This window comes from Gilvibacter sediminis (assembly GCF_028561565.1).
GTDB classification, from domain to species: domain Bacteria; phylum Bacteroidota; class Bacteroidia; order Flavobacteriales; family Flavobacteriaceae; genus Gilvibacter; species Gilvibacter sediminis.
Map to the genome: position 1 here is coordinate 227,261 of NZ_JAQQTE010000022.1, position 17,237 is coordinate 244,497.

General features: G+C 44.7%; 10 protein-coding genes. 3 read left to right on the forward strand and 7 right to left on the reverse strand.

Features of this window, described 5'->3' with window-relative positions:
- Positions 1-6: 6 nt before the first annotated feature.
- Positions 7-3,465, forward strand: a complete 3,459-nt coding sequence (locus POW22_RS13325; protein WP_272833246.1) for a M36 family metallopeptidase — start codon at positions 7-9, stop codon at positions 3,463-3,465.
- Positions 3,466-3,516: 51 nt separating this feature from the next.
- Here POW22_RS13325 and POW22_RS13330 read toward each other — a convergent pair whose 3' ends face one another.
- The 4 genes from POW22_RS13330 to POW22_RS13345 all read right to left on the reverse strand — a co-directional run bounded on the left by POW22_RS13330 (position 3,517) and on the right by POW22_RS13345 (position 10,068).
- Positions 3,517-4,704, reverse strand: a complete 1,188-nt coding sequence (locus tag POW22_RS13330) for an LETM1-related biofilm-associated protein (RefSeq protein ID WP_272833247.1) — start codon at positions 4,702-4,704, stop codon at positions 3,517-3,519.
- Between the two features lie 70 nt (positions 4,705-4,774).
- Positions 4,775-5,362, reverse strand: a complete 588-nt coding sequence (locus POW22_RS13335) for a superoxide dismutase family protein (RefSeq protein WP_272833248.1) — start codon at positions 5,360-5,362, stop codon at positions 4,775-4,777.
- 47 nt (positions 5,363-5,409) lie between these two features.
- On the reverse strand, positions 5,410-6,855 hold the full coding sequence (locus POW22_RS13340; RefSeq protein ID WP_272833249.1) for an SLC13 family permease: 1,446 nt from the start codon (positions 6,853-6,855) through the stop codon (positions 5,410-5,412).
- A gap of 30 nt (positions 6,856-6,885) precedes the next feature.
- Positions 6,886-10,068, reverse strand: a complete 3,183-nt coding sequence (locus tag POW22_RS13345) for a WD40/YVTN/BNR-like repeat-containing protein (RefSeq protein WP_272833250.1) — start codon at positions 10,066-10,068, stop codon at positions 6,886-6,888.
- A gap of 108 nt (positions 10,069-10,176) precedes the next feature.
- Between POW22_RS13345 and POW22_RS13350 the strand changes: the two genes are divergently transcribed.
- Entirely contained in the window at positions 10,177-11,301 is a 1,125-nt protein-coding gene (locus POW22_RS13350) for a vWA domain-containing protein (RefSeq protein WP_272833251.1), read from the forward strand.
- Positions 11,302-11,308: 7 nt separating this feature from the next.
- The gene (locus tag POW22_RS13355; RefSeq protein WP_272833252.1) at positions 11,309-12,772 is read left to right on the forward strand and encodes a magnesium chelatase; all 1,464 of its coding nucleotides are present in this window, start codon (positions 11,309-11,311) and stop codon (positions 12,770-12,772) included.
- Here the strand turns inward: POW22_RS13355 and POW22_RS13360 are convergent.
- From POW22_RS13360 to POW22_RS13370, 3 genes are read right to left on the reverse strand one after another with little or no spacing between them, the layout of a single operon-like run.
- Positions 12,769-13,350 carry a hypothetical protein gene (locus POW22_RS13360; RefSeq protein ID WP_272833253.1) on the reverse strand — a complete coding sequence of 194 codons (582 nt, stop codon included), beginning with the start codon at positions 13,348-13,350 and terminating at the stop codon, positions 12,769-12,771. The genes POW22_RS13355 and POW22_RS13360 overlap by 4 nt on opposite strands.
- 29 nt (positions 13,351-13,379) lie before the next feature.
- Complete coding sequence (locus POW22_RS13365; protein WP_272833254.1) at positions 13,380-14,657, reverse strand: amidohydrolase family protein; 1,278 nt, start codon at positions 14,655-14,657, stop codon at positions 13,380-13,382.
- A 5-nt stretch (positions 14,658-14,662) separates the two neighbouring features.
- A complete protein-coding gene (locus POW22_RS13370) occupies positions 14,663-17,083 on the reverse strand; it encodes a TonB-dependent receptor (RefSeq protein WP_272833255.1) in 2,421 nt (806 codons plus the stop codon).
- Between the last annotated feature and the right edge of the window lie 154 nt (positions 17,084-17,237).

The following is a 17,237-nucleotide window of genomic DNA, read 5'->3' on the forward strand; positions in this document are numbered from 1 at the left end:
AATTCTATGAAAAAATGTACCCTGGTTGTACTCCTCGGGTTGTTTGGGATTCTTATGCCCCAATCATTTGCTCAGGATGCAACATCAACCATTTCTAACTACTTAAGCCAACAAAAAGAGAATCACGGATTGACGTCTCAAGACATTCAGTTCGAGATCACAAGCCAAAGCACCAGTAAGGTGAGCGGAATTACCCACGTGTACTACCGCCAGCTTGTAAACGGAATTCCTGTTTACGGTTCTGAATCTTCTGCACACATCAAAGCAGACGGTACCCTACTAAAAATGAACAACGGCTTTGTTGCACAATCCATTGACAAATCAAGTGGAATGACCAGCCCAGGTCTTACAGCTGCCGGAGCAATCACTGCTGCTGCTAATGCTTTGGGTTACACACCTACAAAATCATTCTCTGTTGTAGAAGATCTTTCTCAAGGATCTCCTAAAATGCTCATGAGTGAAGGTGGTATCTCTCTATTGGAGATTCCAGTTGCCCTAACTTATCAGAAATCAGAAGAAGGAGACATCACTCTTGCTTGGGACCTTTCTATTTTAGAGATCGGTCAGCAAAACTGGTGGTCTGTTCGTGTAGATGCCAGCACCGGTCAAATCATCGACCGTGTGAACTGGATGGTAAGCTGTGAGTTTGAACACGATCACAGTGAGCACGAGAACGTATTGAACTTCAACAAAAACCTCAAGCCAGCTGTAGACAAATCTGCTGCTGCTGATGCTGCAGGTGGATGTGTTGAGTGTTACGAAGTATTTGCATTGCCTTTAGAAAGCCCGTTCTTCGGAGATCGTACTTTTGAGGTGAATCCTGCAGATCCTGTAGCTTCTCCATTCGGATGGCACGATACTAACGGTGCTGCTGGAGCGGAGTTCACTACAACACGTGGTAACAACGCAAACGCTTATGAAGACGGAGACAATGTTGGATACCAGCCTGACGGCGGCTCTGACTTATTCTTCGGAGGTGTAGGATTTGAGTGGGATATCGCTTACTCTCCTGCAAACCAATATGAAGCTGCCGCAGTAACCAATCTTTTCTACTGGACTAACATCATTCACGATGTGTTGTACCAGTATGGATTTGACGCTGCTGGAGGTAACTTCCAAGAAAACAACTACGGTGGTGGTGGAATCGGAGGAGACTCTGTAGATTCTGAAGCCCAAGACGGTTCTGGAACTTGTAACGCAAACTTCGGAACTCCACCAGACGGAGGAAACCCACGTATGCAGATGTATACTTGTGGATCTCGTGACGGTGACTATGACAACCTTGTAATTATCCACGAATACGGACACGGTATCTCTAACCGTTTGACGGGTGGACCAGGAGCTGCTGGATGTTTAGGTAACTCTGAGCAGATGGGAGAAGGATGGTCTGACTGGTACGGTCTTGTAATGACTATGGAGCCAGGAGATGCTGGTGTAGATCCACGTGGAGTAGGTACTTACCTATTTAATGAAGGTCCTGATGGAGCTGGGATTCGTCCTTTCCCATACAGTACTGATATGAACATCAACCCACAGACGTATGACTTTATTCAGTCATCTGCTGTTCCTCACGGAGTAGGATCTGTTTGGGCTATGATGCTTTGGGAAATGACCTGGGGCTTGATTGACGCTAACGGATGGGATGCTGATATTTACAACTTTACAGGAGATGCTTCTTTAGATGCTGGTAACGTTATGGCTATTGCCTTAGTTACTGAAGCGATGAAGCTTCAACCATGTAGCCCTGGTTTTGTAGACGGTCGTGACGCTATTCTAGCGGCAGACGTTGCTATTTACGGAGGAGCTAACGAGTGTATCATTTGGGATGCCTTCGCTAAGCGTGGATTGGGTATCAATGCAGTTCAAGGTTCTTCTTTCAGTGTAGCTGATGGAACTGAGAACTTTGACACTCCTTCTGGAGAAGCTAACTTTACTGCTCCTTCAGACGTTTGTTCTACAGAAGAGGCCTTTGAAGTAACTGGAGCTGGTAGCCCAATTGGTGGTGTTTACAGCGGACCTGGTGTTACAGACAACGGAGACGGTCTTACTTATACTTTCGATCCAGCTGTTGCTGGTGTTGGAATCCACACCATTACTTATGAGATCGCTGATTCAGCTTGTGCTACGGCTTCTGTAGCTACGGATGATATCGAAGTATTGGCAACTCCAGATTCTCCACTGACAACTGGTGTTACTGACGTATGTATCGGAGACGAGGTAACTGTAACTGCTACACTTTCAGATCCTGCTAACAACATTCGTTGGTTTGACGCTGAGGTAGGAGGAGCTTTCTTATTTGAAGGTACTGACTACACATTCACTCCAACAGGTTCTGTTGATCTATGGGCTGAAGAGACTGCTGATGACTTCTTGTCTAAATTGGTAATTTCTGAAGTAACTCTAGAAACTCCAGACCGTTTTGAGATCCAAAACGTAGGTGTTCAAACGGACTACACCGGATACCGCGTAGTAGTAAGTGAAGAGCCATTCTCAAACATCAACACGGTGAACCCTGTGGTTCAGACATTAGGTGTTATGGATGAAGATGAGGCCATTGCTTGGAACGATACTGCAGGTGACGCTGACTACTGGGGAAGTAACCTCTGGTGGGATAATGATGCTCCTGATTCAGGATGGATCCTTATTCTTGATCCTTCTGGAAACGTAGTAGACTCTGCCTTCTGGAACGTAGACAGTGCAACTCTTGCAACCTTTGATATTAACGTAGCTGGATTCAATATTACAGCTGCTGATCTTGACTGGGTTGGTTCAGGTGCTGATCTTACTGCAAACTGTAACGACTCTTTCCAACGTAATGGAGATTCAGACAGTGCTTTAGACTGGCCAAACACGTGTTTGGAAGCTTCTTATGGTGTAGCTAACGAGAACATCGGAATCGGATTTGCCGGTTGTGTCGCTCCTCGTACACTTACACAAGTAGTTGCTGAGGACATTGCTCCAGAGATCACCTGTCCTGGTGATGAGGTATATGTAATTGAGGATGGACTACCTTACGTGGTGCCAGATTACTCACTTTCTGCTACCTTCTCTGACAACTGTCCAGAAGATCCAACAATTACGCAAGATCCAGCGGTTGGTGCTGAGTTAGGCCCAGGCGACTATACTGTAACACTTACTGCGACAGATGCTGCAGGAAACTCTAGCGACTGTACCTTTACGCTAACTGTAGAAGGTGTATTGAGTGTTGACGAATTTGGAATTGACAATGTGATTACACTATATCCGAACCCAAGTCAAGGAGAATTGACGCTTCGTAACCGCAGCACAGCTGTAGTGGAAGATGTAAACCTTTACGATGTGAACGGACGTTTGATCAAGAGACTAAACGTACAAGGTGTTGGAGCTGAAATTCAGTTCAACCTTAACGATATAGCTTCAGGACTATACTTTGTTCAGATCATTACTGATCAAGGACAAACGGTTAAACGTGTTGTGAAGCAATAATTACGACAAACCTTTCGTAAAAGAAAACCCTCGCCTTAGGCGGGGGTTTTTTTATTTGTCTTCGTCAATGCGATTCTCGTTAAAAGCGGAGGGGAGTAGTTTTGGAATAAACTTGATAAAGAGCGGCAGTAATAGGCTGCCTCCCGGTAAAAGAAAAATGGTTAGGGAAGGAATGCTTTTAAACATGTCCAAGAGTTGATCCTTAACCTTGTCCTTTTCTTTTGCATCTAATTCTCGAATGGTCGATTGCCCTAACAAAACAAGCAGCTCACCACTTTCACTGAGTTCTTTGAGTAAGCGCTTTTTATTGCGCAAGATCAAACGCTCCACAGTGCTACTGGTCTGCTTGTAAAAATGCTGAACGGGATGCGTATGATTAAAGAAGTGGATGGCATTCTCATGTTCTTCCATAAAGAGCTCAAGTTCGTCTAAGGCCACCAGGGCCTCTTCTTGATCTAGGCCTAACTGAATGGCCAAATGCAAGATATATTCACGCTCAGAGGGTTCTACTTTTAAATCGTCCTTGATGGCCATACAGCATAGGTCTAACAGATACGGAGCTGTTAAGGTCATATGCGTATCGCTAAAGAACATTTCTAAAGGAGCTGCTGTGGTGCTTAAGCCAGCCATTTCAAAGAGCTCCAAGAGCAGAATATCGTACTTGTCTTGTTTGGTCTTGGACTGCAAGGCTCCGAAGCAATAGGTAGCAATAGCCTTTTCCAAGGAGGTGGCATAATTCTTCGCCAACATGGGAGAATCACAATAGATCTGATAGGTCAACAGATCGGTAGCCAATAGCACATTAGAGAATTCATAGGTCTGCTCCTTTTTGAGCGTAGCATCACTCTCAAGAATACGCGCAGAGAGGATCTTCTCTAAATTCTTACTGACCGACTTTCCTAGAGATAGCTTAGAAAGCAAGCTCATACGGCCGCGGTCAATCTCACGATAAAAGCTAATGGCGTGTTCTAAGAACTTTTTGACATCCCGAATTTGCGTCTGCTTATAATAGATCACATAAAGACTGTGCAGTAGGTTGGCCTTGTTTAATTCCGCAACAGTAAGGTTGAGCTCGCTTATGGGCTTATTGACCAGAGCAGCAACAGAATTTCCATAGACAAAGCCTGTTTTGCGTAATTGCGTGTAGAAATGCCCCTTCTTTTCAAAAGGAACCAACAGGTCTTCTTGAGAAAACTCATGAAAAAATTTATCTATCCAACCAGCTGCAGAGGGATTCATTGATTCAAATGTATAAATAAAAAACTCCTGCCGCTAACGACAGGAGTCTTTCTGTGTTATTTTTTTGTTGCTATTCGATGATTCCGCCGCAGCTTACGCGAGCTCCAGCAGCACCAGAAGGTTGTGAAGTGAAGTCATCAGCACCTTGGTGCACAATGATGGCTTTACCTAAAATGTCTTTTTTCTCATCGCCACAACCCATGCACCACTCATCGGTATCAAAGCTAATGGTGGCTTTCCCTTCCGCGTCTGCGGTAAAGTTTCCTATATCGCCTTTGTGGTAACCGGTTTCATCACCCCATTTACCATGAGACTCAAAAGTAGGGTTCCAGTGGCCTCCTGTAGACTTTCCGTCTGGAGAGCTACAATCTGCCTTTTCGTGAATATGAATCGCGTGTTCTCCTTCTGATAGCCCTTCAAGCTCTGCCATCATAAAAACTTTCCCGTCTTTAGCGGTGAACTTAACAGCTCCAGAAGCTCCACTATCACTCTTGGGTTCCAGTTTGAACTTAAGCGCCATGACTTCCTGAGTCACTTCCACTTCTTTTTCTACTGCAGTCTCTTCAGTGGTTTCTGCCTCTTCTTTTTTGGCATCGCTCTTACAAGCAGTGAAAGCAAGAGCTAAAAGCAGAAAAGGTAAAATTGAAATGCGTTTCATAATCAATAGGATTGGTTTTGTTTAAAATTACGGCTTTCTGAAAGAAATTAAAAAATAAATGGAATCACCAGCTTTAAAAAGAGGAACAACAATCCGATCGCCAAAAGATTCAGAAAGAATCCCGCGCGGACCATATCCTTGATTTTGATGTACCCACTGGCAAAGACAATGGCGTTAGGCGGAGTGGCCATAGGCAGCATAAAAGCGCAGCTTGAGGCCATGGCTACGGGAATCAGCAAATGTTCCATAGGCATGTCCAGCCCAATGGCAATACCGGCTACCACAGGTGCAAAGATGGCAACCAGTGCCACATTACTCATCAGTTCGGTCATAAAGAGCATCACAGCAATGATCAAAATAGCGATGGTGGTTGTGCTTAAACCATCCATGGCTGCTATATAGTTGGCAATGGTAGTGATGATTCCTGCTTGTGAGAGTCCCGACGCCAGGGCCAAACCGCCACCAAAGAGAATTAAGATTCCCCAGGCCAGTCTGGAGGTGTCTTCCCATTGGAGTATGAATTGTCCTTTAGAAAATCGATTCGGGATCACAAAGAGGGCAATTGCGGCATACATACTGATCTCTGTGTCGGTCAGTCCTAAGCCTGGGAATTGGGCGTTGAGTACTCCTCTAAAGATCCAAAGGCTTATCGCGACGGCAAACACAGCCAGTACTTGTTTTTCCTTCCGACTGAGTCCACCTAATTTTTTTAATTCTGAATCGATCAGATCTTTAGACGCATCAAAGCGCTTGAGTCGGTTGGGAAAGGCAACATGAACTAAAATAAAATACACCAATGCAATCATGATGATGGAAAAGGGCAGCCCCATGACCATCCAATTCAAAAAGGAAATGGTAGTGTTGTATTCGTTTTCAAGAAAGCCAATAAGCACCGAATTTGGCGGTGTCCCTATTATAGTTGCTATTCCGCCTGAGTTCGCTGCATAGGCAATTCCCAACATGACGCTCAAGGCAAAGTTTCTGTCGTTCTTTGTGAAACCATCAGCATCATCAATCAACAAATTGATCACAGAGAGTCCAATAGGAAGCATGACCAGCGCGCTGGCCGTATTGCTGATCCACATACTCAAAAGGGCAGTGGCAAGCATAAAACCCAAAACAATTCGGTTGGGCGAGGTGCCTGTTATCTTAATGATGGATAAAGCAAGGCGTTTGTGCAGATTGACTTTTTCCAAGGCCAAGGCCATTACAAATCCTCCGAAGAACAAAAAAACTATACTGCTGCCGTAATGCGGAGCCACCTCTTTTATGGGCATCACATTGGTTAGCGGAAAGAGTATTAGCGGGAGCAAGGCCGTAACCGATATTGACACGGCCTCAGTGATCCACCAACAGATCATCCAAGCGGCTACTGCAATTACTGGATCTGCAGCCTCGCTGAGTAATTGTCCTTTAAAAAACCAAAGGATCAGAAATAAAACAGGCCCCATAATGAGGCCTGCTTTTTTTGTATTGGTATAGTTACGTTCCATCAAACAGACTTCTGTTCGAATTTAGACAAATTAATTCTGCAAACTAAATTGTTTCACTTCTTTAAAGGCTGAGGTGTTGATGGCCTCGATCGCTGCGCGATAACTTGGCCACTGTTCTGTAAAGAAAGTATTCGTAGCATCAAGTCCTTCTTTTAAAGCCGTACGTGCCTGAGTCATCAAACGCGTCTCTGTGGAAGTTGTTCCGTTTGGACGGCTGGTGGCGTATTGTCTTGCCAGCCCAATGCGCTGCATGATGGTCACCTCTGGATTACGTGTAATTCCTTGGCGCTCGTCCACTTTACCCAAATAAAGCGCAATGACCTCATCAATGGACTTAATGATCTCTTTGCTTTGGTCAATGGCCTCCTTATGCGCTTCTTTATCAAGTTTACTCAGTTTGGATTTATAATCCTCCGCAATATTTTTGCTTTCAACCAATTGCTTAACAGCATCTGCGGCTGTCTGTGTCATGGCTTCTAGCGTTTTACCATTTTGGTAAGCGTTTTCAATGGCTTGCGGCGGAACGTCTAATCTTGGATCCATCTTGACGGTGATCTGGCTGTTTGCCGTTTGATCTCCGTAGATCATTTCCAGACGATAGGTTCCCGGTTTTACTTCAACGCCTCCAGGCTCACCAAAGTTGCGCGTTCTAATGCGTCGGCTTGGTCTGTCTACACCTTTCTCGTTGAGATACCAAGTGAAATTGTTCACTTTATTGTCCTTAGGTGCTTTTTGCTTAAGGGTTCTGATCAAACGCTGTCCGTCATAGATATTCAGTGTAATAGAATCCCATTTTACGGCCATCTCATCTTCTTCAGCATCCTCGGCCTTTTCTTCTTGCTCTGGCTTGTTGATCAAATAACGGATCTGCGCCCCAAAATCACGGTTCTCTCCATTGTAAAGAGCATCTCCACCAAAACGACTTCCCGTTGGTTGTTGATACGCCGCTAAGTAAGCAGTAGCAGGATCAAAAAGGGCCAAGGTAGATTTAGACTTGCTCGCATCCGCAGCTAGAGCTCTTAACGGACGAATATCGTCCAATACCCATGCTGCACGCCCAAAAGTACCGATCACCAAATCGTGCTCTCTTGGGTGAATCACTAAGTCCTTTACAGGAACCGTTGGGAATCCGTTGGTCCATTTTACCCAATCGCCTCCAGCGTTGATAGAAACATAAAGACCGTCATCCGTTCCCATAAAGAGCAGGTTATCTTCCTCAGGGTCTTCAACTATACACAAAGTATAACTGATCACATCATTGTCATCTACGATACGCTGCCAAGTCTTTCCGTAGTCCTTGGTGCGGTATACATAAGCACTGTAGTTGTATCTTCTGTAGTCATTGGCAACCAACAGCGCTTCTCCTTTACGCTTGTTAGAAGCTTTGATCTGAACGATCCAGCTTCCTGCTGGTAGGCCTTTGATATTTTTTGAAACGTCTGTCCAACTGCCGCCACCGTTAGTGGTGTAGTGCACACGTCCGTCATCTGTTCCTGCCCAAAGCATGTTCTGCTCTAGCGGAGAAGGTTCAATGACCAATACCGTAGTGTGGTTTTCAGCGCCGGTAGCATCCATCGTAAGTCCGCCACTTTCGCCTTGTTTCTGTTTCTCCGGATCATTAGTGGTCAAGTCTGGAGATATGATCTCCCAAGTCAAACCTTTGTCTGTGGATTTGTGTACAAATTGAGATCCAAAGTAAATCGTACCGTTGTCAAAAGGATCAATATTGATCGCAGAATTCCAATTAAAACGGAGTTGTACGTCTGGGTCTGGATGCGTAGGACGCACCGAATAGTTATTTCCAGTTTGCCAGTCGTAACGCGATACATAGCCTTGCTGACTCATAGACCAACCAAAGCGGGAATCATCGCGGTCTGGAACCACGTCAAATCCGTCTCCAAAGCTGATCTCTTGCCAATAAGAATTACGGATCCCTTGAGCACGCCATACATAAGCTGGGCCTCTCCAAGAACCGTTGTCTTGCATTCCTCCGTATACGTTATACGGGAACTCATTATCTACTGCGATGTGGTAGAATTGCGCCACAGGGATATTCCCCACAAAGCGCCAGTTCTTTCCACCGTCATGAGTAATGTTTAGTCCTCCGTCATTACCGTCTATCATAAAGTTGCCGTTCTCTGGGTGAATCCACCAGGCATGGTGGTCTGGGTGTACTCCGTTAGAGACTCCATAGGCCGGCATAAGCTGGTTGAAGTTCTTTCCGCCGTCTTCAGAGACATTGACATAAGTAAAGATGCTGTAAACGCGGTTCTCGTTCTGCGGATCCACATAGATCTCAGAATAGTAGAACGGACGGTTACCAATATCGCTCTTATTGTTGATCATAGTCCAAGACTCTCCACCGTCGGTACTTTTGTACAAGGCGTTCTTTTTGGCTTCCACTAAGGCGTAAACCACATTCGGCTTATTTCTGGCAATAGCAATACCAATACGGCCTAAATCTCCCGCAGGCAGGCCGTCTTCGTCTGTTTTTTCAGTCCAGTTTTCTCCACCGTCATAGGTGATGAAAAGGCCAGACCCTTCCCCTCCAGATTTAAAGAACCAAGGGTCACGCTTGTGTTCCCAAAGCGCTACGATCAATTTATTGGGATTGGACGGATCCATAACCATATCGGCTACTCCCGTCTTATTATTCGCACTCAATACCTTTTCCCAAGACTTTCCGCCATCAGTCGTTTTGAAAACGCCTCGCTGCGGATGCTCTCCCCAAGGACTTCCAATGGCACCGACATAAACAGTGTTTGGATCGTCTGGGTGAATGATGATGCGGTGAATGTGACGCGTTTCTTCCAAGCCCATGGATTCCCAGCTCTTTCCGCCGTCTAGGGAACGATACACTCCAAATCCGCCGTTGAGACTGTTTCTAGGGTTTCCTTCTCCGGTTCCTACCCAGATCACACTTGGGTTGGATTGCTGGATGGCTACGGCTCCAATAGAAGCGGTGGGCTGATCGTCAAAGATCGGTTCCCAATCAATCCCTCCGGAATCAGACATCCAAAGGCCACCGGAAGCGGTTCCGGCATACATCATTTGCGGATTGTCGTGTACAACATCAATGGCAGTTACACGCCCGCTCATACCCCCCGGTCCGATGTTTCGGGGTTCCATGTTTTCAAATTGTTCTAAGTCTACTGTTTGGCTCCATCCTCCGAGTGAGAATAGGATGGCAACGCCTAATAAAAGGTGTTTCATGGTCAGGTTGGTTTTCAGAAAGCTTAAAGGTACTACATAAGATGTATACAATTCTTAAAGCAGTGTTAACACCTAGCTATTGGCCTGAGAATGTCTTAATTTTATACAATGAAGAATCCAAAGCGTTCCATAGGGTTTGCTTTTACCCGTCACGAAGCAGAAGAGCAGTCTCCCTTTGACCGATTGTTCGAAGTTTTCCAAGAGTTGATCACTCATACTTCTGGGGATTTTGACGAGGCCATGGATTGGCTCGAGCAACTCGATCAAGAATACCAACTCACCACAGAGGATTACACCTTAGACGATTTTGTTGAAGACCTCAAGAAGAAGGGGTACATCCGCGAGGAGATCAAACCAGATGGTTCCGGAGGAGTTGCACTTACAGAAAAGACCGAGCGCGCGCTTCGCAAAAGAGCCTTAGAGCAGATCTTTGGTCGCTTAAAAAGAAGCGGAGCAGGAAACCACAAAACAAAATATACCGGCAACGGCGATGAAATGGCCGGAGAATTCCGCAACTATCAATTTGGAGATGCCTTGGATCGTATTTCCATGACGGAAAGCCTGCGCAATGCACAGATCAATAATGGTTTGGATGGATTCCACTTAACAGAGAATGATTTAGTGGTGGAAGAGTCCATGTATAAGGCGCAGATGAGCACGGTACTTATGATCGATATTAGCCACAGCATGATTCTTTACGGAGAGGATAGAATCACTCCAGCTAAGAAAGTGGCCATGGCGCTTTCTGAACTCATCATGACCCGCTATCCAAAAGACACCTTAGATATTTTAGTGTTTGGTAATGATGCTTGGCCCATCAAGGTCAAAGATTTGCCTTATCTGCAAGTAGGGCCTTATCATACCAACACAGTAGCTGGGCTACAGCTCGCTATGGATATGCTCCGCAGAAAAAGAAATACCAACAAACAGATCTTTATGATCACCGATGGGAAGCCAAGTTGTCTGCAATTGCCTGACGGACGTTACTACAAGAACAGTAATGGATTGGATCCGCATATTGTGAGCAAATGCTACACTATGGCGGCACAGGCCCGAAAGTTGCATATTCCCATCACCACTTTTATGATCGCTCAAGACCCCTATTTAATGCAGTTTGTAGATCATTTTACGGCTGCTAATCAAGGAAAGGCCTTCTACACAGGGCTTAAAGGTTTGGGCGAGATGATTTTTACCGATTACGAAGCCAATCGCAAAAAGCGAATTAAAGGATAAAAGAGCTATGAATACAGAGAAGATTAAAACGCTTAAAGAACTCAAGGCTGCAGGATATACCTATCAGTCTGTCAAAGATGAATTGCGCAAGAACTTAATAGCCAAATTACAGGCCAAAGAAACCGTTTTTGAAGGCATCCATGGTTATGAATATTCCGTGATCCCAGAACTGGAGCGCGCCATCTTAAGTAAACACAACATAAATTTATTAGGCCTAAGAGGGCAGGCTAAAACGCGTTTGGCGCGTCAAATGATCAGCCTTTTGGATGAATACATTCCTGTAGTTGCTGGTAGTGAGATCAATGATGATCCTTTTGCGCCAGTTTCGCGCTATGCTCGTGAATTATTAGCTGAGAAAGGAGATGATACTCCGATCAGCTGGTTGCACCGAGAGGATCGCTTTGCAGAGAAGCTTGCCACTCCAGACGTGACTGTTGCAGATCTTATTGGTGATGTGGATCCAATAAAAGCGGCCAATCTAAAATTGACCTATGCAGATGATCGCGTGATCCACTTTGGGATGATCCCAAGAGCCAATCGTTGCATCTTTGTGATCAACGAATTGCCGGATCTTCAAGCGCGAATTCAAGTGGCGCTGTTCAATATCCTTCAGGAAGGAGATGTACAGATCCGCGGCTTCAAACTGCGTTTGCCACTAGACATACAATTTGTCTTTACCGCAAACCCGGAGGATTATACCAATCGCGGGAGCATAGTCACGCCGCTTAAGGACCGTATTGGTTCGCAGATCTTAACGCACTATCCAGACAGTTTGGAGATCGCCAGAAAGATCACTCAGCAAGAAACAGAGGCTGCCGCTGCAGAAAAGGCCAATATCTATGTGCCAGATTTGGCCAAAGATATTTTGGAACAGATCAGTTTTGAAGCGCGGAAAAGCGAGTTCATTGATGCCAAGAGTGGCGTTAGTGCGCGTATGAGTATTACGGCTTATCAAAACCTACTCAGTACTGCAGAGCGCCGTGCCTTGATCAATAATGAATCGGAGACCACGGTGCGTTTGGGAGACTTTATGGGAGTGATTCCTGCCATTACTGGTAAAGTAGAACTCGTTTATGAAGGCGAACAAGAAGGAGCGGCTCAAGTGGCTCAACAACTCATAGCTGATGCCGTTTTGGCCAGCTTTGAAAAGCATTTCCCTAAAGTAGAAAAGCTGCAACGAGACGGAGACAAAGATCCTTATGCTGAGGTTGTCGCTTGGTTCTTTGAAGAACCTGGATTTGAACTCTTAGATAATCTCTCTGATGCTGAATACACCAGCGCGTTGAATCGAATTCATCCGCTAGACGATTTGGTACGTGAATACACGCCAGATCTGGCCAAGGAAGATCGCGCCTTCTATAAAGAGAGCATCTTATGGGCGCTAGCCGAGTATAAAAAGCTCAGCAAACACCCAATGGGAGATGGTCTACACTTTAAAGATCTCTACGGAAGCTATATCAGCGGACTTTAAGAGCGCGGTTCAAATACCCAATAGGCTTTTCCACTTTGTGGGTTGAAGCTTACTTTATGAATTCCAAGAGGGCTGTAGATCAAATATTTTCCTTTGATCTCCAGCTCTTTTCCGTTTAAGGTCGCCTTGTAATCTCCATCCATATAGGTGAAAACAACACCATTGCTAAAGTTTAGGGTTACATTTTGCAAGCCGTAATTACGCTTGGAAGCACTCAAGGTCTTGGTGACCGAAATACCGTTAGAGGTGTAACCCCAATTGCTATCGGATTGTGTTACCTGTAACCTTTTTGCCGGATTTAAGGTGAGTTTACCGCTGGTTAAAGTATAGGTTTCGGGTTTGTCTCTATAGCTTGGATAGAGAGTAAGCTCATAAGTGGAACGGATCTCAAATTGTTTAGCATCACTTTTATCTGAAAAAACAACGGCTCCGGTCTCATCCGTGAGTTCAAAAGGAGTATTGGGCGGATAGCTGATTTGATCAGAAGATTGGCCTGAGCGATAGATCGTCAGATATTCATCTTGAGCTTGAGATAACCAAGCACTGAGTAAAAGACTTATGGTAAGTATAGTTTTCATAATTCTGTATTGGATTTAATTTTTGAGGTTTATTTTAAGATTTTCCCGCCTTTGATTTTTAAATGGATCTTTTTATCAAAATCTCTATCGTTATAAGGATTAGTCCCGATCACTAAAAAATCGGCATCAAATGATTCGGTTATACTCCCGATTTTTCTTTCGGGATAGATATACTGCGGGGTATAAATTGCTAATATTCTGAATATCTCGTGAGCGCGAAAATCCGTCCAATCTCTGAGCGCTTCAATTTCTGGTGCTAAGGTCTTATTGAATCGATCTGAACCGATCAAGACCTTACCACCAGCTTCATAATAGCGTCTCAAAAAGTCTGATGTCATTGCCTTACGCGCTTCCATCTCAGCGCCTGCAGCGCCGTCCATGTGCCATTGTATGGTTGTGATCACTGCAAGGTCTGCAGCCACAGCTTTTGTGATCAATTCGTCAGAAACGTAATAATTTTGCTGTTCTCCAGGATCTCCAGTAAAGCCTATGCTCGGTTGATGTGCAACGGCATCCACGCCAATAGATACAGCTAATTCAAAATCGCTTTTGTTCTCAATATGTGCGAAGACGCGTTTGCCTTTTTTATGTGCTTCTTTCACAACGTAAGCAGCGACTTCTGGACTTAATCCACTATTGCCAGCAATAGTATCTGAGGCGTTTTGCTCATAATTCGCTGCGTCTAAAAGAAAGATCTTGACCACGTAAGGTTGGCCCTCAAAGAAGAACGGGAGTTTCTCTTCTGCATCTTTTATATTGTCCATGAATATATAACTGTTGTTCTCGTCCAATCGACTGGACTTGATCTCCTTTTCTTTGGATTTCCAAGTGCTGGCATCACTGAGGCCCATAGCAAAGGGCTCATAGGCCATAAAGGGATGACCTAATGTACTGGTGAGTCCCTGAAGCGAGAACTTTACCTCCGGTGTATCATAAGTAGTGTACTTATCGCCAATTTTTTCAACGAGGTCTTTTTTGCTCGTAAGATTCAAGACGTAATAGCAACCTTCATTTAAATATTGCTGTGGTAGGAATCCCAGCTGCCATTCACGATCCAAATTATGAGTATGGGCATCTGCGAAGGCTGGGATTACAAATTTGCCACTGATATCAATAATGGAGTCTATCCGAGCAGGTTCTTCAAAGGTTATTTTACCATTGACGGTGAAGAAGTTTAACTCCAGAAAGGTGTTGTAACGCTGTTGGTCTTCTGCTTTAAATACTTTTCCTCCTTGGAATAGATAGTTTTGTGCACACACCGTAAGGACGCTGGTCAGAAAGGTGAGTATGAGTAATGGTAGTTTCATGATTTTTAATTTTCGATTCGGCCGGATTCGTCTTCTATGGCCGTTTTTCTTTTTCGTGCTTTTTTCACCTCGTCAGATCCGAAGTTGTAATTCAAACTCATTCGGAACTGTCTGCTGTCGGATCCACCGCTTCCGTCAATGATCAGATCACCGAACTCCGTAACTCCTTGCCAGGGCGAGGTAAAAAGGATATCACTCCCTGCTAAGCGTAAGGTGAGTTTGTCGTTAAAGAATTTTTTCTGCAGCGCCACATCTAGGGATCCAAGACTTTGGGTCTGATAGGTTCCTCCCCAAATAGAAGGCGATTGGAACCAACCCGAGACCTCAAAGGTGAAATCCGCAGGCAACTTAAAAGTATTCTGTCCGTAGAAACTCAGAGTGTTTTGACTCACGGCCAAGAAATCTTCTGAGGTGGCTTCATATTCGCTTCTAAAGGCATTAATACTGAAGTAAATGCTCCACCAGTCGTTGATACGCGTCGGGTAGGACACTCCCAGATTATACACTCTTTGGTTGGCCACGTTGCGTTGATTGATGAAGTTTTGATCTTCCCCAAGGGCCTCGGTAACCTGAGCAAAAAAGTCAGAGATATAGGTATAGGTAAAAGAGGTGGTCAAACGGTAATTATAGGTGTGTGATAGTTTGATGTTGTTGGTGTACTGTGGTTGTAGAAAAGGATTTCCTTGTCTAAAGGTCAGCTCGTCAATTTTGAATTGGAAAGGATTCAAACTCTGATAGGTTGGGCGTTGAATCCTGCGACTGTAGGTCAAGGCCAAGCTGTTCTTTCTGTTGAGTTGGTAGGTCAATCCACCACTGGGAAACCAATCGGTATAGTTGCGCTCCACCAGGTCATTGGCGTTGTCTTGGGCTGAGGTCAAATCTCCTTCAGAGATGGTTTGTTCTACTCTTAGCCCTAATTGCAAGTTCCATTTGTCCCAACGGATGTTGTAATTCAAATAAGCGGCGTTGATCTGCTCGGTATAATCAAAGGTGTTCGTTTGCTCTAGGTTGAGGATCTCTTGTCCATCCACCACATCAAAGAAGTCAAAGACATTATTGGTCTTTACGTAAGAATAGCGAATTCCAGCGGCGAGTTTTCCGCTCATCAGCGGTTGTTCGTAATCTACCTGTCCTGCAATGATATCGATCTGAATCGGAGTGATGAATCGAGCAATGGATTCGCTCAGGGTGTCTTCTTCAGCGCCGTTGAGGTAGAAGTTAGGCTGAAAGTTGTTGCGGTCGCTGTAAAAGTTTCCGTAGTTGAGATCTACTGTAAATTCTCTGCCAATGGTGTCTTTGTATTTGTAGTTGAGGTTTCCGTTGAGGTTTGATGAGACGTTGTCTGAGTTGCTCTGAGCGATCAATACCTCTACGGGCGTGGTTTCGCCTCCAGGGATAATAGGGGTACGGCTGTTGGTTCTGTTGATCACATTACTGAAGTTGGCATTGAAAAGTGCCCCCAGGGTATGTTTATCGTTGATGTAGTAGTCAAAACCTGTTTTGATGTTGTGATTGTTGATGTCTAGAACCGTAGTGCTCCGCTGATCAAAGGTGGTTCCGTTTTGACGTCTAAACAGATCAATAAAACCAAAACCGTCTCCAAAGCGGTTGCTGTAAGTTCCGTAGAGGTTGGTCTTTTTACCGCGGTTGTTCAGATTGATGGAACTGTTCACCCGTGGAAATTTACCTTGGATATATCCTAGGGTCAAAGAACCGTTGGTTCCCAAGCTCTTGTTGCGCTTAAGAATGATATTGATGATCCCAGCGTTTCCAGCAGCCTCGTATTTAGAGGAGGGTTGGGTGATGATTTCTATAGATTCAATATCTGTGGATTGCAGCGTCTCTAAGTAGTTGATCAAATCCTGACCAGCAAGCACAGAAGGTCTTCCATCAATATAGATTTGCACGCCAGCTTTCCCTTCTACTATAATACTGTTGTTATTATCTATAAGTACGCCCGGGGCTTTTCTGAGCAATTCAAAACCAGTACTTCCTGTAGCATTGATGGTCTTATCTACATTAAAGACCGTTTTATCCGCTAAGACTTCTACAATCGGTTTTTCTGCAATGATGGTAACCTCATCTAAGGCTTCGGCAGCCTCTTTTAAAGTAATTGTAGGAAGCTTCAAGTTCTCAGTTAGCGTAAAGGCTTCGGACTCGTAGGGAGCAAAACCCAAACTGTTCAGCGCAATATAATAACGGTCACTTTGCAGTTCTTTGATCACAAAGTATCCATTATCATCACTAATTGTTGCTTTGACCAAGGTGCTGTCTTGTACCTTGTATAAATAGGTGGTGGCAAAGGCGACGGGTTGATTGTTAGGATCTACCAATTGCCCACTGAGCTCTAAGTTTTGGGCCGTTATTAAACTACTGCTGAGCAGCAGTATTAATAAACTGATTCGTATTTTGATTGCAATGTTCATAAAGCTGATGTTTGATTGATAAGGCAAATATGAAACGGCTTTAAGACATATAAAAGAACTATCCGACCAGTGGCCCTATGAGCCGATGAACGTGCCCGGACCATTCATCGGGCTATAGGCCCATTCGTCTGATGGAGCTATTCGAATCAAATTC